The sequence below is a fragment of the Aminobacterium sp. UBA4834 genome (genome assembly GCF_002400205.1).
In the GTDB taxonomy this organism is placed as follows: Bacteria; Synergistota; Synergistia; order Synergistales; family Aminobacteriaceae; genus Aminobacterium; species Aminobacterium mobile.
This window is the reverse complement of sequence record NZ_DHFC01000003.1, coordinates 112353-133440: the sequence shown is the minus strand read 5'-3', so window position 1 is coordinate 133440 and position 21088 is coordinate 112353. Positions and strand designations below refer to the sequence as shown.

Annotated in this window: 18 protein-coding genes; 7 read left to right on the top strand and 11 right to left on the bottom strand. The window is 42.8% G+C overall.

Features of this window, described 5'->3' with window-relative positions:
- Nucleotides 1-10: 10 nt before the first annotated feature.
- The 5 genes from B3L97_RS01275 to B3L97_RS01255 form a co-directional block, all read right to left on the bottom strand.
- Nucleotides 11-664 carry a cyclodeaminase/cyclohydrolase family protein gene (locus B3L97_RS01275; protein ID WP_286847726.1) on the bottom strand — a complete coding sequence of 218 codons (654 nt, stop codon included), beginning with the start codon at nt 662-664 and terminating at the stop codon, nt 11-13.
- Between the two features lie 49 nt (nt 665-713).
- Nucleotides 714-2246, bottom strand: coding sequence for a histidine ammonia-lyase (hutH, locus tag B3L97_RS01270; RefSeq protein WP_286847727.1), 1533 nt, complete (start codon nt 2244-2246; stop codon nt 714-716).
- A gap of 194 nt (nt 2247-2440) precedes the next feature.
- Entirely contained in the window at nt 2441-4087 is a 1647-nt protein-coding gene (gene hcp / locus B3L97_RS01265; RefSeq protein ID WP_286847728.1) for a hydroxylamine reductase, read from the bottom strand.
- Nucleotides 4088-4125: 38 nt separating this feature from the next.
- A complete protein-coding gene (locus B3L97_RS01260) occupies nt 4126-4881 on the bottom strand; it encodes an ATP-binding protein (protein ID WP_286847729.1) in 756 nt (251 codons plus the stop codon).
- Entirely contained in the window at nt 4856-5305 is a 450-nt protein-coding gene (locus tag B3L97_RS01255) for an RrF2 family transcriptional regulator (protein WP_286847730.1), read from the bottom strand. The genes B3L97_RS01260 and B3L97_RS01255 overlap by 26 nt, the downstream gene beginning before the upstream one ends.
- A 172-nt stretch (nt 5306-5477) precedes the next feature.
- Here B3L97_RS01255 and B3L97_RS01250 point away from each other — a divergent pair, with 172 nt between their 5' ends.
- Complete coding sequence (locus tag B3L97_RS01250; protein WP_286847731.1) at nt 5478-7355, top strand: sensor domain-containing diguanylate cyclase; 1878 nt, start codon at nt 5478-5480, stop codon at nt 7353-7355.
- Nucleotides 7356-7359: 4 nt separating this feature from the next.
- Here the strand turns inward: B3L97_RS01250 and B3L97_RS01245 are convergent, their stop codons facing one another.
- The 6 genes from B3L97_RS01245 to B3L97_RS01220 form a co-directional block, all read right to left on the bottom strand.
- On the bottom strand, nt 7360-8535 hold the full coding sequence (locus B3L97_RS01245; RefSeq protein ID WP_286933209.1) for an aminotransferase class V-fold PLP-dependent enzyme: 1176 nt from the start codon (nt 8533-8535) through the stop codon (nt 7360-7362).
- 103 nt (nt 8536-8638) lie between these two features.
- Nucleotides 8639-9223 (bottom strand): DUF4234 domain-containing protein, encoded by a 585-nt coding sequence (locus B3L97_RS01240; protein WP_286933207.1) that lies wholly within the window; start codon nt 9221-9223, stop codon nt 8639-8641.
- 21 nt (nt 9224-9244) lie between these two features.
- A complete protein-coding gene (locus B3L97_RS01235) occupies nt 9245-9994 on the bottom strand; it encodes a hypothetical protein (protein ID WP_286847734.1) in 750 nt (249 codons plus the stop codon).
- Nucleotides 9995-10018: 24 nt separating this feature from the next.
- Entirely contained in the window at nt 10019-11233 is a 1215-nt protein-coding gene (locus B3L97_RS01230; protein WP_286847735.1) for an SPFH domain-containing protein, read from the bottom strand.
- A gap of 65 nt (nt 11234-11298) precedes the next feature.
- Nucleotides 11299-12513 (bottom strand): MFS transporter, encoded by a 1215-nt coding sequence (locus B3L97_RS01225; protein ID WP_286847736.1) that lies wholly within the window; start codon nt 12511-12513, stop codon nt 11299-11301.
- Between the two features lie 23 nt (nt 12514-12536).
- Nucleotides 12537-13535, bottom strand: a complete 999-nt coding sequence (locus B3L97_RS01220; protein WP_024821277.1) for a DHH family phosphoesterase — start codon at nt 13533-13535, stop codon at nt 12537-12539.
- 400 nt (nt 13536-13935) lie between these two features.
- Here B3L97_RS01220 and dnaA point away from each other — a divergent pair, with 400 nt between their 5' ends.
- The 6 genes from dnaA to B3L97_RS01190 all read left to right on the top strand — a co-directional run bounded on the left by dnaA (nt 13936) and on the right by B3L97_RS01190 (nt 21023).
- On the top strand, nt 13936-15261 hold the full coding sequence (gene dnaA, locus B3L97_RS01215; RefSeq protein ID WP_024821276.1) for a chromosomal replication initiator protein DnaA: 1326 nt from the start codon (nt 13936-13938) through the stop codon (nt 15259-15261).
- A 224-nt stretch (nt 15262-15485) separates the two neighbouring features.
- Entirely contained in the window at nt 15486-16664 is a 1179-nt protein-coding gene (gene dnaN, locus B3L97_RS01210; protein WP_286847737.1) for a DNA polymerase III subunit beta, read from the top strand.
- 19 nt (nt 16665-16683) lie between these two features.
- Nucleotides 16684-17751: a DNA replication/repair protein RecF gene (gene recF, locus B3L97_RS01205; protein WP_286847738.1), complete on the top strand. Its 1068-nt coding sequence runs from the start codon at nt 16684-16686 to the stop codon at nt 17749-17751.
- A gap of 32 nt (nt 17752-17783) precedes the next feature.
- Complete coding sequence (mnmG, locus tag B3L97_RS01200; protein WP_024821273.1) at nt 17784-19679, top strand: tRNA uridine-5-carboxymethylaminomethyl(34) synthesis enzyme MnmG; 1896 nt, start codon at nt 17784-17786, stop codon at nt 19677-19679.
- Nucleotides 19660-20136, top strand: a complete 477-nt coding sequence (locus B3L97_RS01195) for a DciA family protein (protein ID WP_024821272.1) — start codon at nt 19660-19662, stop codon at nt 20134-20136. The genes mnmG and B3L97_RS01195 overlap by 20 nt, the downstream gene beginning before the upstream one ends.
- Before the next feature lie 131 nt (nt 20137-20267).
- A complete protein-coding gene (locus B3L97_RS01190) occupies nt 20268-21023 on the top strand; it encodes a hypothetical protein (RefSeq protein ID WP_024821271.1) in 756 nt (251 codons plus the stop codon).
- The last annotated feature ends 65 nt before the right edge of the window (nt 21024-21088 follow it).

Genomic DNA, 21088 nt, shown 5'->3' with positions numbered 1-21088 from the left:
ATTCCAAGCGCTATGGTAACGTCTCTTGAGAGTGCCCGACAAGAGCTTTAAGGTAATTCTCCAGAGTTCTGTCTATTTCCATGTTGAGATCATACATAAGAGACAAGGCTTCATTTCGAACAGATGCGCAAAACTCTTCATCCGAAAGTAAAGCAAGATTTGTTATGGCCGTAAGACACGATGACACCACAGTCCCTCTAATTAAAGCAAGGCCTGTTATGGCGTCGTTCACCGCAACTCTACATCCCAAAGCTGCCACATCTCGTAGCAAAGGGACAACTTCACGACAACATCGCAAGACCTCCAGAGGCACCACTACCGCTTTTTTCATGGTCTGCTCTCGAAAATGATCTCGAATATCCTCCTCTTCCGGAGTTTCTGTGGGAAGATGGCCTGTCTCGAGAAAAGAAGCATAGGCTTGAACGTCCTCTTCCATAAGGTAAAGGAATCGTTCGGCAAAGACCGTTGTTTTGTCTCGAATATGTTCCATATCAGGCCACACATGGTTATACCCCTCTTTCGAGCGAGTAAGGCGGGCCACCAAACCTCCCAGCGCTGATGCCAGAGCACCACACAGAGCAGCAACACTGCCTCCTCCCGGTGATGGGGTACCAGCAGAGAGCTGATCCACAAAACTTGCTACCGTCATATGTTGAAGCCTCATACTTCTTCACCTCCTTTTACCATCTTACACCATAATTTTCTCCGAAACGTCAGTCCAATACCCCCACAGCTTCTTCAACTGCATGAAGCACTTCGCTGCGATCCATAAGCTCGATAACTCTCCGAATAAGGGGGTGAATATAGTCGTCATGCTTCAAGAAGGGGACTGCGCTCCGAATAGAATCATAAGCGGCTCTCGTTCCTTTCCCCGGTTCCAACAAAATGCTGAAGTCCAAAGCTTGAGCAGCAGTAAGAAGTTCTATAGCTAAGACCTTGCGGGTATTATTCAAGATCATTCGACCTTTTCTTGCCCCATACGTTCCCATAGAAACATGGTCCTCCTGATTGGCAGAGGTAGGTATGGAATCCACAGAGGAAGGATGCGCAAGGACCTTGTTTTCAGAGACTACAGATGCTGCTGCGTATTGGGGAATCATAAAACCACTGTTAAGGCCACTTTCATTGATAAGGAAGGGAGGTAGCCCTGAAAGAGACCCATCTACAAGACGGGCAACTCGACGTTCTGAAATATTAGCCAATTCGGCCATGGCGATGCCGAAGAAATCCATAGCTAATGCTATTGGTTGCCCATGAAAGTTCCCCCCACTAATTGCTTCTCTGTCGTCTACAAATATAAGAGGGTTATCTGTTACAGCGTTGATTTCTACAGCAACCTTATCTCGAACATAGTCGAGAGCATCTCTACTTGCTCCATGAACTTGAGGAACACATCTGAGAGAGTAGGCATCTTGGACCCTGTTCTTCTTAAATTTCTCTATAATTTGGCTTCCTGAAACTATTCGGCGTACATTTGAAGCGACAGTCAGCTGACCATGGTATGGACGAAGAGCGTGGGTCCTTTCATCAAAAGCATAAGGAACGCCATGAAGGGCCTCAAGAGAGACACATGCCGCAATATCCGCTATTTTAGCCGTATTGTACCCATCATATACAGCAAGAGCAGCAATAGCTGTCATGACAGTTGTTCCATTATTAAGAGCAAGTCCTTCCTTCGCTTCTAGGGAGAGAGGTGTCATGCCAAGTTTACGAAGAACTCGTCGAACAGGCTGACGGCGCCCCTGATGAAAAACTTCCCCCAAGCCTAAGAGGGTTATAGCGAGATGTGAAAGAGGGCACAAATCACCGCTGGATCCAACAGATCCTTGAGAAGGTATAACAGGATGAATTCCACTATTTAGATAATCAGTAAGGCGTTGTAAAGTGCTCACTCGAATGCCAGAGTGCCCACGAATCAACGTGTTAATCCGAAGAAGCATAATGGCCCGAACTGTCTCTTCGTCAAAGGGTTCTCCTATGCCACAAGCGTGACTTTTCAGAAGGTTTTCTTGAAGTTGACGACGATCTTTTCTCGAAATAGGAACAGTGGCCAAGTCGCCAAAACCGGTATTGATCCCATAGATAACGTCGTTTCCTGAAGCCCATTCAGCAACAAGAGCAGAAGCTTTTTCAACCGCCTCAAGAGCCCCTTCGTCTAATTCCACTTTGGCATTATACCTTGCAACTCGTACGACATCTTCAATAGTAAGAGAGCAACCGTCGAGTTTTACGACGCCATTATGCATTAAGAGCCACCTCCTGGTATAATCGTAATATTTTAATTTAGTGTATACCTAAAAGCACACTTCTGGCAATCACTTTTCCCAGGAAGGACGAAAAAAATTCACAATTCTTTCTTTTTAGAATAAAAGCCAGGAGTCCTTATTTCTCCTGGCTTTCTTGTAAAAATGTTTACGCTCGGTAATTCTAAAAGTATTCGTTACCCCAGAATGGCTTTTAAATCTTCTTCCGGCGTCGTAATGGGCATGAGATTCAACTTTTCATGAAGGATATCGAAGGCAGGCTTTTTCACAAAAGCTGGTAGACTTGGACCAAGTCGCATATCTCGAATACCGAGATAGAGCAGGGAAAGGAGAATACAAACAGCTTTCTGTTCATACCACGAAAGTATCATGGAAAGGGGAAGGCTATTTACGTCTGTCTTAAAGGCATCAGCGAGAGCCATCGCCACTCGTACTGCCGAATAGGCATCGTTGCATTGCCCCATATCGAGAAGACGAGGGATCCCTTCGATTTCACCGAAATCCAGCTTGTTGAAACGATATTTGCCACAAGCAAGAGTTAGAATTATCGTATCTTTAGGTGTCATCGTAGCAAAATCAGTATAGTAACTCCGTCCAGGCTTCGCCCCATCGCATCCACCAATAAGGAAGAAATGGCGTATTTTACCTGCTTTCACAAGGTCTATAACTTTATTAGCAACAGAAAGAACTGTATTTCTAGCAAATCCTATGGAAATTCGATGTTCTGGTGAATCCTCAAGAAATCCAGGGGCATCAAGGGCTGCTTCAATGACAGGGGTAAAATCTTTTTCAGGACCAATATGTTTTACCCCAGGCCAAGCAACAAGCCCTGTAGTAAAAATCCTATTTTTGTACGAGTCCTTGGGCTTCTGTATACAATTTGTGGTCATAAGAATAGCACCGGGGAAACGATCAAATTCTTCCCGTTGATCTTGCCAGGCCCCACCATAATTCCCCACGAGGTGTTTATATTTTTTCAGCTTTGGATAGGCAAGACATGGTAACATTTCGCCGTGCGTATAGATATTGATATCCTTCCCTTCCGTCTGCTGAAGAAGAAGGTCTAAGTCTCGCAAATCATGACCTGATACTACTATAGATTTGCCTTTAAGCGGGGTTACTCGAACAGCGGTAGGCTCTGGATGGCCGTAGGTAGACGTATTTGCCTTGTCGAGAAGTTCCATAACGGAAATATTCCATTTCCCTGCCTCAAGAGCTTTCCCTACCAATTCATCTACGGTAAAAGTTTCACCACTGAGATAGCTCAAAAATTCATGGAAAAAACCGTAAATTGCCGGATCTTCCATTCCAAGAACATGAGCATGATCAGTATAGGCTGCACTTCCCTTCAGACCGAATAATATTAAGTCCCGAAGGCCCTGTATAACCTCCCCATATTTTGCGCTCCACGCTTCAGGGGTAACAGTAGCGCCATCTCTGATCATATCGTCTCTGTTTTGAGGCAGTACATAACGTGCTGGCCCAACAAGTATTTCTGGGATCTTCCCCGCAGTAGAACAGGCAACCTCATAGAGATGACGGGCTCTGTCTTTCATTGCCGCAGCCCGACGAAGCATGCTCTCCATCCGTTCTTCATCGAAGTTTACATTCGTAATTGTTGTAAAAAGAGCTTCTACAACAAAAACGTCCAATTCATGGTCACTAGAGCCGAGAAGCCTCGATCTGTGAGCATACATTGAAATTCCCTTTGTAATATGGATCAACAAATCCTGAAGATCGGCAACTTCCGGCGATTTGCCACATACTCCAAAAGCAGTACAACCCGTCCCTTTCGCAGTCTGTTCACATTGATAACAGTACATTTCTTCGTTCCCCTCCTTTTCTTCTCTCATCGACTCTATTAAGAAAATATATATTTTATAGACTCGCGATTTAAAATATCTCCGCGTATGCCTATCTTTACTACGTTCAAAGTAAGATTTACTTTTGCTTTCTCAATAGCGTTTCCCATAAGATGAATCAGGCCACTGCAACACGGAACTTCCATATGTACAACCGTAATGGTAGGGGGGGTATTCTCAGTAATAATTTGGCTCATTTTCTCGGCATACTCTTGAGCATCATCGAGCTTAGGGCATCCTATAAGACACACCGTGTCCTCTTTTTCAAGAAAATGTCTGTGGAAGTCAGCAAAGGCATAGGCTGTACAATCTGCTGCTACTACAAGATTCGCATTTTGAAGATATGAAGCATGAGCAGGTATAAGACGAATTTGAACTGGCCAGTTTCCGAGGCGAGACGATATGGGTTCTTTTTCTATTGTGTTTCTTATTTTACTTGAAGAAGAAACGTTTCTCAAATCTCTTGCCATAGATCCTGGGCAGCCACAAGAAAGAAGAGACGTATTATCTTTTACTCTAGATGCCAAATGAAGTTTCACCGCTTCCTCATCATAAGGAGCCGCTTCCCTTTCTTCAAAAGTAATGGCTCCTTGTGGACACTCTCCAATACAGTCTCCAAGACCATCGCAATACGATTCACTTACCAAACGGGCCTTTCCATTCACTATTTGAATGGCTCCTTCGTGACAAGCATGGGCACATATTCCACACCCATTACACTTTTCTTCATCAATTTTGATAATTTTCCGTTTCATACCCTCTCTCCTCTCTTCTTCCACTTCTCATAAAATCAGCTAAATTTTTTTCTTTCAAATACTCTATGAACGCTCGTGTCATCTTTTGTAACTCCCCTCCAAAAAGGCAGGAAGCAAAAGGACATTCCTCCGCTTTTAAAAGGCAGTATTCTCCAGAAGGTTCCCCTTCGATCTCCACATAAATCTGAAAAAGCGAAATACTATCAGCTGAACGAGCAAGTTGGAATCCACCTCCCGGACCACGAGATGACACAACAAGCCCTGCTCTGACAAGACGTTGAAAAACCTTGGCAAGATGTGTTTCTGAAACGCCTATTCTTTCCGCTATTTCTCTTGCACTCATACGTTCCCCTGAAATCGCCAAAAGCCCCATACCGTGGAAAGCCAAAGAAGCAGCTTCTGAAATGGCAATAATAGTATTCATAAAATAACCCCCAATAATCAATTCAAGAATTATAGTACTTAAATTCTTTATCTTGTCAAGGCCTCTTTGACAGCTATCAATTTCGAGATTAAACTTTTAAACGATATCGTTCTTTGACTTGCGAAAATGTTGGAGCCATCTTGCTTGCCAAGAGAAAGAGTAGGTGCCCCTTATGTCCATACGCGTCAAAACCTGCTTAATAATATTGTTGGCTTTCATCGCCAGCACTCTCGTCGCCTTCTTTATAGCTGACCATGTGGTATTACAGAAATTTATTGGATTGGAAGAAGCTTCATTTGAAGAAGATAACAAAAAAATCTTACAGTCCCTTAATGCTCTTCGCACGAGACTAGAAAGTATTGCAGGAGACTGGGCTCCGTGGGATGCTACGTATAATTTTCTTCAGGGAAATAACACTTCTTTTATAAAAAATAATCTTATGAATGAAACTTTCGAAAACCTCCACCTCAACATTTTTTTGTTATTCGATAGAGAGGGAAAGCTTGCTTATGGTACTCTTTTTGACCTAAAAAAAGTTCAGGAAACACCTCTTCGCGATGACCACGTTCAAGAGATTCAACATATGCTTTCTACTCTTGACGTAGGAAAAGAGTGGAAAGCAACAGGGTTCCTCAGTATAGAAGAACACATGATCTTAGCCGTAGCACCCGTGCTTAAAAGTGATTATTCCGGTCCCCCCATGGGGACACTTGTTATAGGTGAATTTTTTGGAGAAGAACAGCTTCAAAACATCGGATCGCTGCTTGGTCTTTTCCTCCGCATCGAACCTATTGATAAAAAGATGTCTTCTTCTCATAGAAATTGGGAAACAGTGCTTTTAGGAAAAACAAACGCCCGTGTTGAGGGTAAAATATTAATTCCTGACATTACGGGAGCCCCTCTTTTCTGTTTAACGGCCTCAAAACCTAGACTTCTCTTTCAATCTGGGAAAATGACCGTACGCATTATTCTTCTCTGGTTCACTATAGCGCAAGGAGCTATCGCTATGCTTCTCCTGTTACTTTTTCACACTACAATTTTATTTCGGTTGCAATCTATGGCAAAACAGATCCAGAACATATCTGAAACTGCTGACCTCCACCTTCGATTGGATGATCAAGGGGAAGACGAGATTGGTTTTTTCTCTCAAAACATCAACTCGATGCTCGAAAACATTCATAAACTTATAGATAAAGCTCCTGACCTATTTTTTCTTTGCAACTATGAAGGGAATATCGTTCTCGCTAATGAACTGGCTCATCATACCCTTGGCTATGAAAGCAATATGCTCGTAAATCAACCTCTATCCTCATTCATGAGAATAGCTCATTTCCCTCTCCTCGCTCCGAGAGAGACAATTTTAACGAAAAGAAATGGAGGGAAACTGCCAGTAGAGATGTATGTTCAAAAACTTACACTTGGCAATAACCACTTAATCCTCGCCATTGCAAGAGATATTTCGAAGAGAAAAAATCTACAGAACAAGCTGTACCATATGGCGTACCGAGATTCCTTAACAGGGCTTCCCAATCGGGCCAGTTTTATGGAAAAACTTTATCGCATGATTGAAGGCAATAAACGAGGGGAAAAAATCCCTTTTCTTTTCGTTATGTTGGATGTAGATAACTTTAAATCAGTTAACGACACTTTTGGGCACTTAAATGGTGACAGGGTTCTGCGGGAAGTGGGAAAAAGAGTTTCAAAACTTCTACGAAGCCAAGACATTCTAGCCCGATTGGGAGGTGATGAATTTGCCTTACTTCTTCCTGGAAGAAGCTGGGAGGAAGGCATTGCTTTCGGTAACGCGGTAAAAAATAGTATGGAACCACCTTTTAAAGCAGGGAAAACAACGATTCACCTATCGTGCAGCATAGGTATTGTTGCCCACTCTTTTCAATATCATTCTATAAATACCCTCTTCCAAGACGGGGATAAGGCTCTCTATAGGGCTAAGAGGAGGGGGGGAAAACAAACCGTTATTTTCGAGGAAGGGAAAGAAGAAAACCCTGCCCCAGTAAACAGGACCATGGAGCAGGATTTTTTCGCTTAACCCTTTAGAGCTTCATAGGTGCTGTTAAAAGAGCTTGAAGGGCCTGAAGACAACAATCTATATCTTTCTCCGTATTGAAGTAGCCCATGGATATGCGCAGCGCTCCTCCCATGCTGTCCGTACCAAGAGTCTTGTGGGCTGTCGGTGCGCAATGCAGGCCTGGCCTCGTTTCGATGCCTGCTTTTTCTACTAAATCGGCTGCCACAAGAGCATGGTCCAGACCTCGAAAATTAAGAGGAAAGACTGGGAGCCGCCTATCCATCGTTTTTTTCCCCGCCAGAAGAACTCCAGGAATTTGCTGTATTCCCTTCAGGAAACGGGATCCAAGAGCTTTTTCTTTGGCGCGAATATTATGAATTCCCTCCGCTATAAGCCATTTCATTGCTGCCCGAAGGCCAGCAATGCCAGGCAAATTAGGGGTTCCAGCCTCAAACTTATCAGGAAGAAGATCTGGCTGATACTCAAGGTGAGAAAAGCTCCCTGTCCCCCCTTCAATAAAACAATCAACTTGTTCTGCAAAGTCGGGACGCCATATAATGCCGCCAATACCTTGGGGGCCCATAAGGCCTTTATGCCCTGTAAAACAAAGAGAAGCAATATCAAGACCTGCTACATCTATAGGGATAATACCTGCTGTCTGAGCTGCATCCACAACAAGAGGAACGTTATGACTTTTACATAGTTTTGCTATCCCCTCAAGATCTTGAATTGTGCCGCATACGTTACTTGCATGATTGATCATAACCAAATCACAAGGACTTTCTAAAGCCTCTGTTAAAACGTGAAGAGGAAGATCTCCCTCTTGGGTGCAAGGAAGAACAGAAAGAATTACGCCCCGTTGTTCCAGACGTCTGAGAGGGCGCATAGAAGCGTTGTGCTCCATACTGCTTGTAAGCACTCTCATTCCTGGTTTGAGATAACCTTTAAGCACTACATTAAGAGATTCAGTTACATTGGCAGTAAAGGTAACATAACGAGGATCTCCATCTTCAAATCCATGAAAAAACTCTGCCAAGATTTCGCGACATTCCAGCACAAGATCCATAGTGCCAAGATCTCGCTTCGCCGCTGTACCCCTGGCTAAATTGGCTCCTGAATTCACCATAAAATCATACATAGCCTGTGGAACCACTTGAGGTTTCGGCCATGATGTTGCTGCATTATTTAAATAGATGGACATACTGTTTCACCATCCGTTATAAGATTTATAGATATATATTATCACCAAACATAAAAAAAGCCCCCCCTTTAAAGAGGACCCTTTACACTTTACTTCAATTGTATTAATTTGCCCTTTTAAAGACGCCGATGTCAATAAGCCTATTTATATGGTACTGAATATAGAAAATCAAGAAGAAAAAGGTCATAATGCCAGATCTCGCTACACTTTTCAATGCTTCCTCATCAGCAAAACCAGCTACATATTCACGAAGCATTTTTCGCATTTTAAAGGACAAGAAAACCCACGTCACAAAAGACAGAAGGGCTAAAATTTGTTCCCCTTCTCCTTCGTTTGCTCCCAAAACAAAAGAGACACCCCATAATATGAGGGGGAGGAGAGCGAGCCAGTCTTGAATTTTTTCGCTTACTTTCAACTGATTAAAAGAATTTCGCCTTAAAAAAACCCAAAAAGCCGGATACACTCCTAACGTAATGATGGAGAGAAATAATACAAGTCCCACACTAATTCTTTTAAACGCTATTCGTTCCCCAGGTAGTTTTATAGCAATAACACCCTCTGTTGCCCCTTCAACGCTCTGTACTTTTGGAAGCATAGTTCCGCAATAAGCACAATATGCTGTTTTTCCTTCATTTCTGGCTCCACAGGAAGGGCACACCTGCCTCTTTTCCACGTTCTCCGACAACATGTACGTTCCTCCTTGAAAAAATTACTTTATACGAGCGAGAAGAGCTTCTCTATCTTCGAGTCGCCTCATTAATATTTGTACTCGTTGTTTCATTTCTTGAACAATAGAGCTTTTCTTCTCATCCTCAAAATCTACCGATATTTCATCTATCTGTCGAGCCAGCCACTGTATATCCTCTACTATATCTTCTTCTAAATCGGCTGATTCGTCAGAACCTAATGGGTCTGTATAACGTACCTTTCCTAATGCCTTTTGGAGCATCTCTATAAGATCTTCATCGAGTTGATTAGCTTTCCCTTGCCGAATCATGCGGTTGATCTGGTCATCCCACAAGCGAATTGTATATCTCCCCTTTGTTTCGCGTCCTTCGCGCTCTGTAATGGACATGGCCGACATAAGAGCCATTCCTGATAGAGATAAAAACATAGCCAAACCAACGATATGAGTAACACTATAGGCGATAAGGGAAAACTCAAAACCTTTCCATGATACGACAGGGTTTATCACTAGAAAAAGGTCATAGAGGACAATAAGGGTTCCAATACTGAAAAATGCAGGAGTTGGGAGACCATGGTCCAAATGAATCCGAATCTGCAAAAAACCAAAAACACCAGAAAGAACTATTCCCAGAACAAGAAAAGCGAAGGTCATCCAGAAATACCCGGTCCTGCTGGCTGTATCAGTTGTCAAGAAAGATATGGACACAAGAGCCGTAAGTACAACTACCATGACAAAAAGCAACACAAGACTTATACGGTTTTTCGTCTTCATGAGAGACTCCTTTCCCAGCTAAAGCTAGTCTCTTTCAATTTTTTTGCCGCAAGAGGGACAAAAATGGGCCTGTGGTTCTATCTTTTCACCACAAACAGAACAAACTTTACATAAAGCCTCTCCGCAGAAAGGACAGAATTTCATTCCTGGGTTGATTTCCCTTTTACAATGAGGACACTCTACAGATAAAAGGGCTCCGCAATGAGGGCACTCAGATACCCCTTGAGGAACGGGGTTACCGCAGAGTGGACATCTGTTAATCTGGAAGCCACACTGGGGACAAAAACGTGCGTTCTTAGGAAGCTTTGCTCTGCAGGATGGGCACGACCCAAAGTCTGTAACTGCCATTTGGTTGCCCATCTGGTCTGAGACTTGTCCAAATGTTTTTCCTAGCCCAACTCCCATTCCTAGCCCTAAACCAGCCTGCATAGCTAACGCCCCGCCCCCCTCGTTACTAGCAGCTGTTTCCAATGTATCGAAACTTCTTTGCTGTTGATACGAATATCCTAAGATATCCATTTCAGCTCGTTTGGCTAAAGCATTTTTGAGCTGGATTACAGCAGGGTCATCATCAGGTACGTTAATAGAGTTTACAAAAAAATTCACCATCTCAATGCCGAAATCTTGCAATATGGGACGAAGAGTTTCTTCCATGTGAGTGGAAAATTCGTTGAGGAAGGCATTTAATTCCAAAATGCTCTTCTTTTCTAGCACTATATAGCTCGAAATAAGATCTTTAATGCGAGTCGTAAGGATTCCCCTAAAGAATTGAACGAGATTCTCCTTATTGAAAGCCGCTACGCTTCCTACAAGTTTGATGAGGAACTTCCTCGAATCAGCAATGCGGATACCGAATTGACCATGAGATCGAACTGGGAGCCATGCTCCGTAGCGAGGATCTTGAATTTGAATAGGAGTTGGAGTGCCCCACTTTATATCGAGAGAGTAAAGCTTATTTACAAACCATATTTCTGCCTTAAAGGGAGATTTTCCCCCTGAAGGGAGGTTCATAAACGTAGCCAGGAGGGGAATATTATGAGTGCTAAGAGTGTGTCGCCCAGCTGTAAAGAGATCGAAGGCCTGGCCATTTTTAAAAAGAATCGCCTCCTGAGCTTCCCGTACAATTAATTGAGTCCATGTAGAAAGCTCATCAGATCGGCCTGTTCTGTCAGTAAACTTCCACGCAAAAGTTTCATGGGGATCAGGCCCCTGATACTCTACTATTTTGACCACTGCCATCCTCGATCCCACCAATCTTTTTAGATTCTTATATCGGCCTTATTTTTACCAACTTCTTCTGTCTTCTACAAGGTACTCCTTTTCAAATCCTTTCCTTTTACGGCAAACCATATAGTTCCTGCCGCGCCACAAGCAAAAGCGACGTAAAAGTTCAAGGCTGGGCTGACCATCCATAAAAAAGCGCCACCAAAGGCCGCTATTGACACTATCACATCCCGAATTAAGTAGTAAAGCCCAAACATTGCCGCTTTTTTATCGCCAGGGGCGAGATCAAGAATAAGAGATTTGCGCGTCGGCTCCCCAAACTCTTTCAATCCTCTTATGACAAAAGCGCCTGCGAGAGGCCAGAAAGAGCGAGCATGATAAAGGACAAGAGGAAAGATTGTAAAAAAGCAAAAAGTAATAACTACAAAAATTTTCTTTCCACCTCTATCGGCTAGCCAAGCCACTGGAATATAGATCAACATAGCAACCGCCATTTCAATAGTGGTTAAAATACCAAACTGGAAAGCCGATACTGGATGCTCAATCACTTTCATAGCCCAGACTACGGCAAAAGCATAAGGAATCTGCTCACAAAATCGTACGAGTATATCAGAAATTAACAAATTTTTCAGTGCAGGACTCATCAGACGAAAAACAACAAGAGGGTTCTTTTCAGGGCGCTCGATTGCACTCTGATTCTCTTGAATAAGTTTTTGCTGCAAAACAAGGGCTACTCCGGCAAAAAGTAAGGCTAAGGCAAAAGCGACACGAACCCCTGTCGTTTCTCCCCAAAGGCCTATCATAATACCCCCTATAACAGGGCCTAAAGCCATAGGAATTCGTCTTACAAGAGAATGGAGAGAGACACCCATCGTTCGTTTATTTTGAGGAAGTACCTCCGAAATGAGTTTCATCGTAGCAGGAAGAGAGACAGCCGACCATGAAAGGAAAAGAAAAGATGCTCCAATAACAGCCCACCAATGGGGAACTAAAACCACAATCAAGAAACCTGACATGGCTAAGAGATTAAAAAGAGCCAACGCTTGTTTCGTTCCAAGTTGGTCAGCTAAATAGCCACCAGGGTAGGAATAAAGAGCGGAAAGAAGATTATCAAGTCCATTGAGGATTCCTACAGAGAAAGACCCCCCCCCTAAAGCGATGAGATAAATGGGAAGGAATCGCTCTGCCAATCTTTCTCCAAGCCCTACAAAAATTACCATCGACAAAAGACCAATCATACTTCGTCGAAGCCCCAAAAAATGAAGAATTTTTAGACGTTTCGAGGAAAAGCTCATGCTTTCACCTCCGCACTACGTTCTTAAGAATGATCCTCTCCCATTGCCGCCCTCAACAAATCTCCCAAGTTCGTACCCACTGATCGTTCCCGCTCCCGAATTGTCTGCACTGCAGTATAGAGCGAATTTTTGATCTGATCTTGAGAGTAAAAAGGAGGGAAATAAAGGGCAGCCGAATCATCATGTCCTCCCCCTCGAACTTTCTTACCATCCCGCAAGATTCCTACAACTTTCCCAGCCATGCCACTGCGACTGCGTAATGAAAGAACCCAGTCACCTATAGCCCTTCGCGCCGCCACAGCTACGAGGAAAGGGGGATTTTCGAGACGATCTAGCACAAGGCCTCCAAAATCCGATACATCTCCAAACTCCAATATTCCATCCTCCACAAAAGCTATATCCTTGGAATGACCTATAATGTTCAGAGCTCGAGTAAAACGATTCTCCTGTCTCTCTATAAAATAACGCGCCGCTTTTTCTTCAAAGGACCGAAGCTTCGAGGAGGGGTTCGCTGTTAAGCGCATCAGTATGCTTTCAGGGCCACATAAAGTAATCATAGCTTGCCAAAGACGGCTCTCTTCCTTCTCGTTCAACCATAAATCTCTATCATTAGCTATAACGACCAGATCGGCTAAAGAAGAGGCTGGCGTTTGGGGATATCTATGAATAATCCAGTTAAAATACACTTGAGCGGCGCACATAGAGGTGTCCACAACAAGCCATGGACGGTTGGCATATCGTTGGGCTGTCGTTTCATGATGATCAAAAAGAAAAGGGGACGAGTCCTCGCGGAAATGGCGGTCAATTTCTTCAATGGTGCGTTCTTTTTGGCAGAAAAGATCTAAAACAACCACCTCTTCTTCTGCTTTAAGACTTTCCAGAACAAGTCCATCCACACCGCCGTATCCTGTGAGAGAAACTTTTATGGGCATTATATCTCTATAATGATGCCACGCTACAGCAGCAGCAGTAATTCCATCAAGGTCTGTATGACTAATGATATGACAAATATTGGCGGTCATTTTATCCCTCCTCCGCATCATAATAATCTTATCTAGAATATATTATTGTAACCCGTCTTTTCCAAAGATGTGTAAAAATTATCCACAAGAAGTGGCAAAAAATATGATATGATTCCACCTGCATATAAAATGTTCTGCTTTCTCTTGAAAAAGAAAGTAATTTATCCACACTTATCCACAAGAAGTGCATAAGTTGTGGATAAGCTCGTATCCCCCCTTAACTGGGAATGGTAAGGAATAGTCATTTTGACACTTAATTTCTAAAAACTTCACTATGAGAGATATCACGCGGGTTTGCGCAATGTTAATAAATCGTGGATATATAGTGGATATGTGGATAACTTTTGTGGATGAGCTGTGGTAAGATGAGGTAAATCCATCGGTCGAGGTGAATAAATTGGTGGATAAAGGGATAAGTGACATTTGGGATGACGTTATCAACAAAATAGAAGAGACTATACCAGAAGGGACAGCAGACTTATGGCTTAAAACATGTGTCCCTCTCTCTATCGTTGACGATGTTCTTGTTGTGGATGTTCCTAATGTATTTGTAAAAGAACAAATTTCAAAACGTTTCCAAAATATTATTGAAGATGTTCTTACAGATAATGGGTACGCACATAACCTTGATCTCAAAGTAGCGTCAGAAACAAGAAAGGATGAGCAACAAAGAGCAGAAAGGGCTGCTCAGCAGACAAGCGCAATTTCTCACAGTGGATTGAATCCGAATTATGTTTTTAATACATTTGTTGTGGGCAAATCAAACCGCCTTGCTCATGCAGCTAGTCTTGCTGTCGCCGAAACACCTGGTGAAGCTTATAACCCTCTTTTTATATGGGGGGGAGTTGGCCTTGGAAAAACTCACCTTATGCACGCTATTGGGCACTACGTGCTCAATAAAAATAGTTCTCTGAAGGTAACATATGTGAGTTCAGAAAAATTTATTAACGAATTTATTCAATCTATTAAAAACAACAGGACTCAAGAATTTAAGTCTAAATATAGAAATGTAGATATTTTACTTATCGACGACATTCAGTTCCTCGGCAATAAAGGTAGCAGCCAAGAGGAATTTTTTCACACGTTTAATCAGCTTCATGTCAGCAAAAAGCAGATCGTCATCTGTTCCGATCGTCCTCCAAAAGAGATTCAAAACATAGAAGATCGTCTTGTAAGTCGTTTTGAATGGGGACTTGTAACTGATATTCAGATGCCCGATTTAGAAACGCGCATCGCTATTCTTCAGAAGAAGGCCCAAATACGAAATTACGAGGTTCCCGAAGATGTTCTCTCCTTTTTGGCCCAAAACGTCCCCAGTAATATTCGTGAACTTGAAGGAGCTTTAAATAGAGTTGTAGCCTGTGCTGAACTCAACCAGGAACCTATTACGGAAGACAATGCTGCACTATGGTTAAAAGATATTATTCGTCACGACGCAAGAGGGCCTATAAGTATTGACACCATTCAACAAATTGTCGCAGAAAATTTTAGCCTTACTGTGGAAGACTTGACTGGAAATCGTCGAACTTCGGACATTGCTTTAGCAAGACAAGTGGCAATGTACCTCTGTCGAAAACTTACAGAATCCAGTCTACAACAAGTTGGATTAGCCTTTAGAAAAAAAGATCATACTACAGTTCTCCACGCCCAAAGAAAAATAACAAAGCTTATAGAAGAACAACCTCGAATGAAAGAAATTGTGGATAACATTGAGTCTAAGCTGTGAAAATGCTCTGGATAAACTGTGAATAAAAGTTATTTCTAAGTTTTTCACAATTTTAATGTGGACAATGTGCATAAGTATGTAAAAAGTTGTGAGTACTTATCCACCTAAGAAACCATCTCTTCATCAAGGTTTGCTGTGATTTCCACATTATCCACAGGGGTTATTACTACCATTACTATATAAACTAAAATAATAGAGATAATAGCTATAGGAGGGAATAAGTCATGAGACTCCAGGTGAGCAAGCCAGATTTTATGAAAAGCTGGCAAACAACTGAACGAGTTACAAGCACAAAAAGCACTATTAGTTCTCTCGCCGGAATTCTATGTCGAGCTCACACTACCTCTCTGACTCTTGAGGCAACAGATCTTAAAACATCTATAAAATGTAATGCCGCTGGAGTCCAAATAGAAGAAGAAGGAGAGGCTATTCTTCCTGTTAAAGTCGTAGGGGAACTTTTTAAAAAAGCACCTACTGATACATTTACAGTCTCTGTAGAAGACGGGAAGGGAATTATCTTTGCAGGTCGAAATACATACCGTTTTTCAACTTTCGCAGTAGAGGAATTTCCTCACCTGCCAACGTCAGATAACGGACGTCCCTTCTGCACAGTAACAGCTGGAATGCTTTCCCAAATTCTAAGCGAAGGGACAGTCGCAAGTACTTTAGGAGAGGAGTTTCCGAAGTATTTAGGCGCTGCGCTTATTCAACTAAAAGCTGAAGACCTACATGTTGTTTCTACCGACGGCCGACGCCTCTCTCTTTCCAAATCCTCTATTGTTGGAGAAAATATTTCTTCAGGTAAAGAAGGAACTGATAGCAATGGGAAGGAAATACTTCTTCCACTTGCTGGATTGAAAGAATTACTCCGACAACTATCCTCTCTGGAAGAAGATCATCCGATACATATTCTTTACGATGATTCTTTAGCTTATTTTCAAATGGGGGACATGGAGTTTTCTGTTCGTAAAATTGAATCATCTTTCCCAAATTACGAAAAGATACTCAACCCGCAAAGCACTACAACACTAAAAATAGATCGTAATAACTTCATTAATGCCCTCGAACGTGTAGATGTGGTAGTTCGAGATTATAGTCGCATGGTTATTCTTAAGCTTTCTCCTAATGGAGACCTTCGGATGATTGGCCGCGCTCCTGAAATTGGCGAAGCAGAAGAAATATTGGATGCCCAAATAGACGGCGAGCCACTATTGATTGCTTTTAATGTTGGATATCTTTTAGATGGTTTGAAGGCTATGTATGGAGAACAGGTTTATATGACTTTTAATGGACCAGAAGGGCAAATGAGCATGCTTCGACCAGGTGTAAATGATTTCTTGTATATGCTCATGCCTATAAAGTTAAATGAGAGTGACATAGCCAGTGAGACGAATCCATCGTAGAGATGTTTTTTGAATATAGATGGTTTACTGTCATTTAACATCCTGGCGAAGTTTCAGGAATTTAGTGCCTCGTCGCCTTGAATGGGCTACGGGGCTTAATCTTCTTGTAGGAGACAATGGTTCGGGAAAAACAAATGCTCTAGAGGCTATTCATATACTTACTGGCTGGGGCCCGTTTCGGCCTTTACGGAAATCAGTGTTAGTGAATTGGAATGGAGAAGATAAACAAGCTTTTCTTCGAGGCTTTTTTTCTGGAGAAGAAGATTTTGACGTCGTAGCTACAGTGGGAGAAAAGAACATTATCCAATGTGATGGAAAACGTACGACTTATAGCACCATACGGTCCAATCTTCCTACATTGGCTTTTTTGCCTGGAGATATGGCTATTGTTGATGGAGCACCTTCCGTTAGGCGACAGTTTTTAGACCGTTTGTGTACATTACTTTTCCCTCTCTATGCGCGGAAACTTAATGATTGTCGTAAAGTGCTTCGGCATCGTACAATTCTTCTTCGAGAAAGGCGAGATCCTTCTCTGACCTCAAAAGTACTTGCGCCCCTTGTAGCTTGGCTCTGGTCTACACGTGCAGCTGCGATCGATTTATTAAATATAGGGCTTTCAGAATTTAAAGTGCTCCTTCCTGCAAAAGTAGAGCTTCTTTTTTTGAGAGGCGGTACAGTAGGTCTTGAGGATCCTATGGCCGATTACTGGGAATCGCTGCGAAAATGGCGAGATAAAGAACGTATGACGGCTATTCCACAAGTGGGGCCTCAAAGGGATGATATTGCTGTATTGTCAGAAGAAAGATTAGCTTCTGTTGTTATGAGTCGAGGTCAACGTCGCCGAACTGCAGTGGCTCTAATGTTAGCAGCTGGATGGGCTGTAGAGCGAAAAATGCGTCGTAAGCCCATACTTATACTTGATGAAATAGCTGCTGAACTTGATGAAGAAGGACGAAAAACACTTGTAGATGCTCTCGTGGCATCGTCATGGCAAATTTTCGCTGCTACAGCTGAAAGCTCTATGAATCAATGGCCTGGGTCAATATGGAAAGTGCATCGAGGCGAAATATGGAAAGTTTCAAAATAGGATCTTAGAGATGAGTAAAGGTGAGATGAAATATGTCACAAACTTCCTTTGACGTTATAGTAGTGGGAGGTGGACATGCAGGATGCGAGGCAGCTCTTGCTGCGGCTCGTATGGGTGCTCGCACTCTCATGTTAAATCTCTATCTTGATAATACGGCTTTAATGCCGTGTAATCCTTCTATTGGAGGACCAGCTAAGGGGCATCTCGTAAGGGAAGGGAATGCCTTAGGAGGCGAGCAGGCGCGAGCTGCAGATGCTTCAACGATGCTGATCCGATGGCTGAATACATCAAAGGGACCTGCTGTTCAGGCTCTTCGAGCTCAGTGTGACCTCCACGATTATCGAGATCATTTCATATGGGCTCTTGAGGTGACGAAAAATCTTGAGGTTCACCAAGATATTGTTACAGATTTATGGGTAGATGAAGGACGTATTCGCGGTGTAAAAACTCGTTATGGTTTTACATACGAAGCAGGGGCTGTCATCTTAACAACAGGGACATACCTTAAGGGGCGAGTACATATAGGGCTTTTAAATTACGAATCTGGACCTATGGGACAGATGGCGGCTACTGATCTTAGTTGTTCTATGAGAGAACATGCCCTTGAAATGTACCGCATGAGAACTGATACGACTCCCCGTATTCATCTCGATACAATTGACACCGCATCTCTTTTGGAACAGAACAGTGCAGAGGAACCTCTTTGTTTTGATTTGTGGGGAGAGAAGAAAATCTATAGCGGCTATTCCTGTTACCTTACCCGTACCCATAGACGCCTCCACGATATCATTCGTGAAAATCTTGAGCGATCCCCTTTGTGGACAGGTCGTTTGCAGGGGCTTGGTCCGCGATATTGTCCCTCAATAGAAGATAAGGTTATTCGTTTTCCTGAAAAAGATAGCCATCTCGTGTTTTTAGAACCAGTTTCTCGGCGGAATAAAGAAGTGTATCTTCAGAATTTTTCAACAAGTTTGCCTTATGATGTTCAGGTAGAGATTGTTCATGCCTTACCGGGGTGCGAGAAGGCACAAATTACCCGTGCTGGTTATGCCATTGAATATGATTATGTAGAACCTACCCAATTGATGCCGTGGCTTGAAACGAAAAAAATCAGAGGACTTTTCTGTGCTGGACAAATTAACGGAACTTCAGGTTACGAAGAGGCAGGGGCTCAAGGACTTATGGCAGGCATCAATGCGGTTCTTTCTCTCAGGAAGGAAGAGCCGTTGGTTTTAGAGAGGTCAGATGCTTATATAGGGGTTTTAATTGACGACCTTGTGACTAAGGGTACTGAAGAACCCTATAGAATGTTAACGAGCCGATGTGAATATCGCCTTCTTCTCCGCTTTGATAATGCTGATCGTCGCCTTGCCCCAATTGGACGACGTTTAGGACTTATTGATGACGAAAAATGGACAAGACTCCTTAAAAAGTGGAAAAATGTGGATGAAGAGAAAGAAAGGCTTTCTTCCTTTCGTGTCCTCCCTTCTGAAGAAGTAAACCAATGGTTACGACGAATAGGTTCTTCTCCTGTTCAAGAAGCTCTTCGGGCATGGGATTTGTTATGTCGGCCGGAAGTTACGTATAAAGAAATTGAGACATTCCTTCCTGCTTTGAGTTCTCCTCTCACTGAAGATGAGAGGAGAAGCGTGGAGATTGAAATTAAGTATGCGGGATACATTGAGAGGCAGGAACGGCAAGTTCGGCAGCTTCAAAAGTCTGAGAAGGTTTATATACCAGAAAAATTCTGTTATGAAGATGTTCCTGGTCTATTAACAGAAAGTCTTCAGAAATTAAAAAAAGTGCAACCTCGTACTCTTGGGCAGGCGAGTAGAATTTCCGGAGTGACGCCGGCAGATATTCAACTTCTTTCGATATATTTGGAAACGCGAAGGAGGCGAAAAGGAAGTGGGAGTACGACGGCATAATCAGGCTAATTCTATAGCATCTCTTTTGGAGGGTACTTTTTCTCGAGTAGCGAAAGAACGAATTTTGCTCGCGCATCTAGCCAAACGTTGGGGAGATGTGGTGGGAGAAGGTATAGCAAAGCGAAGCCAACCTTACTCCCTTGAAGAGACTATGCTTTGTATTCGTGCCGATAGTCCTGCTGCAGCTCAACGTATTTCTATGATGGGAGCTTGCATTGCTCGAAAGGTGAGAGAAGAATGGGATCTCCCTGTTTCAGGAGTTCGAGTTGTAGTTGGGCATATTTCCTCTAAATCGACTCAGAAGAGTATTGAAAGACAGAGGCGTATTATTACTCCGGCACCCAATGATATAGCGAAAAATCTAGACCGCGTAAGGGAACGGGTTGGGGATCCCGATGTGGCGCTTTCTCTTGCTCGTCTTATGGCTTTATGGACACGAAGGTTTGGCAAAAAATAAAGGCCTCTTTTGATCAAAGCGCTTCGTTGATTATTGGAAGCGCACTTTATTTGATGCTATGAGAGTTCTACAACCAAAATAGACTTTCTGGTGGGAAGCCCTCAATGTAACGAGGGCTGGAGGTGGCAAAGATGAGGAAGTTAAAGTGGAAGTATCTCTGGGCTATGAGTGTGGTTATCGTGTTTTGCACGGTTCAGATCGCTGGAGCTACAGAATGGGAAGATCTTGTTCAATCTTATTCTCTTGAAAAAAGCATGTTTAGAGAAGCAGAACAATTGAAGCAAGATCTTATAAGAGAAGCCCATGTTTTGGAGCCCGAACTTTTATGGAGATCCCTCTCTACTCCTCTTTCCTTGCGCCAAAAAGCGGCGAATAGTCTCTCGTTATTGATGATGCTCTGTGATGGTCATCTCGAAAGATGGGAAAGTGTAGAAGGATTTTGGTATCCACACATTATTCCTAGATCTTTAGCCTTGATGGATGGATTTTACTCTGCAGTTGTGTCTTTGAGCTATATGCCTGATACATCAGCTCATTGGTTGGCATTCTCTCTCTTGAAAAATTTAAGGCAATCTTCTAGAGGCAAACTTCTTTTTTTAGAGGAAGCACCTCAAGCGTATATTGAAGCGTTACGGTACCTTCAAAAGAGTCATATTCCAGTACCGGATTATTGGATTGATATAAAAGGAAGAGGACATCTTCCTCTTGTAAGGCGTTTTGAAGGTGTTGTTAGCTATGGACAAGCTCTTTCTCGTAACATGTTTTTTCTTGACGCTGTAGGTCGTCTCGCAGCAAACGGGGTTTATGCGTGGGATCGAGAAACGGGAGGAATTTACGAGATTGCACGTTGGAATCATCGAAGAATTTTTTTCCCGTGGAATGATTAATAAAGTAAAAAAACTACCTATATGTAATTTTCTAGGCAAGGGGTTTACACTTCTCACTTTATAGG

Excerpts from the sequence above, each read along its gene's own strand:
- B3L97_RS01245 (WP_286933209.1), bottom strand. The coding sequence starts at position 8,535 with ATGTCCATCTATTTAAATAATGCAGCAACATCATGGCCGAAACCTCAA.
- B3L97_RS01275 (WP_286847726.1), bottom strand. The coding sequence starts at position 664 with ATGAGGCTTCAACATATGACGGTAGCAAGTTTTGTGGATCAGCTCTCT.
- B3L97_RS01255 (WP_286847730.1), bottom strand. The coding sequence starts at position 5,305 with ATGAATACTATTATTGCCATTTCAGAAGCTGCTTCTTTGGCTTTCCAC.
- B3L97_RS01225 (WP_286847736.1), bottom strand. The coding sequence starts at position 12,513 with ATGAGCTTTTCCTCGAAACGTCTAAAAATTCTTCATTTTTTGGGGCTT.
- B3L97_RS01260 (WP_286847729.1), bottom strand. The coding sequence starts at position 4,881 with ATGAAACGGAAAATTATCAAAATTGATGAAGAAAAGTGTAATGGGTGT.
- recF (WP_286847738.1), top strand. The coding sequence starts at position 16,684 with ATGGTTTACTGTCATTTAACATCCTGGCGAAGTTTCAGGAATTTAGTG.
- B3L97_RS01235 (WP_286847734.1), bottom strand. The coding sequence starts at position 9,994 with ATGAAGACGAAAAACCGTATAAGTCTTGTGTTGCTTTTTGTCATGGTA.
- B3L97_RS01220 (WP_024821277.1), bottom strand. The coding sequence starts at position 13,535 with ATGACCGCCAATATTTGTCATATCATTAGTCATACAGACCTTGATGGA.
- B3L97_RS01250 (WP_286847731.1), top strand. The coding sequence starts at position 5,478 with ATGTCCATACGCGTCAAAACCTGCTTAATAATATTGTTGGCTTTCATC.
- B3L97_RS01240 (WP_286933207.1), bottom strand. The coding sequence starts at position 9,223 with ATGTTGTCGGAGAACGTGGAAAAGAGGCAGGTGTGCCCTTCCTGTGGA.
- mnmG (WP_024821273.1), top strand. The coding sequence starts at position 17,784 with ATGTCACAAACTTCCTTTGACGTTATAGTAGTGGGAGGTGGACATGCA.
- hutH (WP_286847727.1), bottom strand. The coding sequence starts at position 2,246 with ATGCATAATGGCGTCGTAAAACTCGACGGTTGCTCTCTTACTATTGAA.
- B3L97_RS01230 (WP_286847735.1), bottom strand. The coding sequence starts at position 11,233 with ATGGCAGTGGTCAAAATAGTAGAGTATCAGGGGCCTGATCCCCATGAA.
- dnaN (WP_286847737.1), top strand. The coding sequence starts at position 15,486 with ATGAGACTCCAGGTGAGCAAGCCAGATTTTATGAAAAGCTGGCAAACA.
- hcp (WP_286847728.1), bottom strand. The coding sequence starts at position 4,087 with ATGTACTGTTATCAATGTGAACAGACTGCGAAAGGGACGGGTTGTACT.
- B3L97_RS01190 (WP_024821271.1), top strand. The coding sequence starts at position 20,268 with ATGAGGAAGTTAAAGTGGAAGTATCTCTGGGCTATGAGTGTGGTTATC.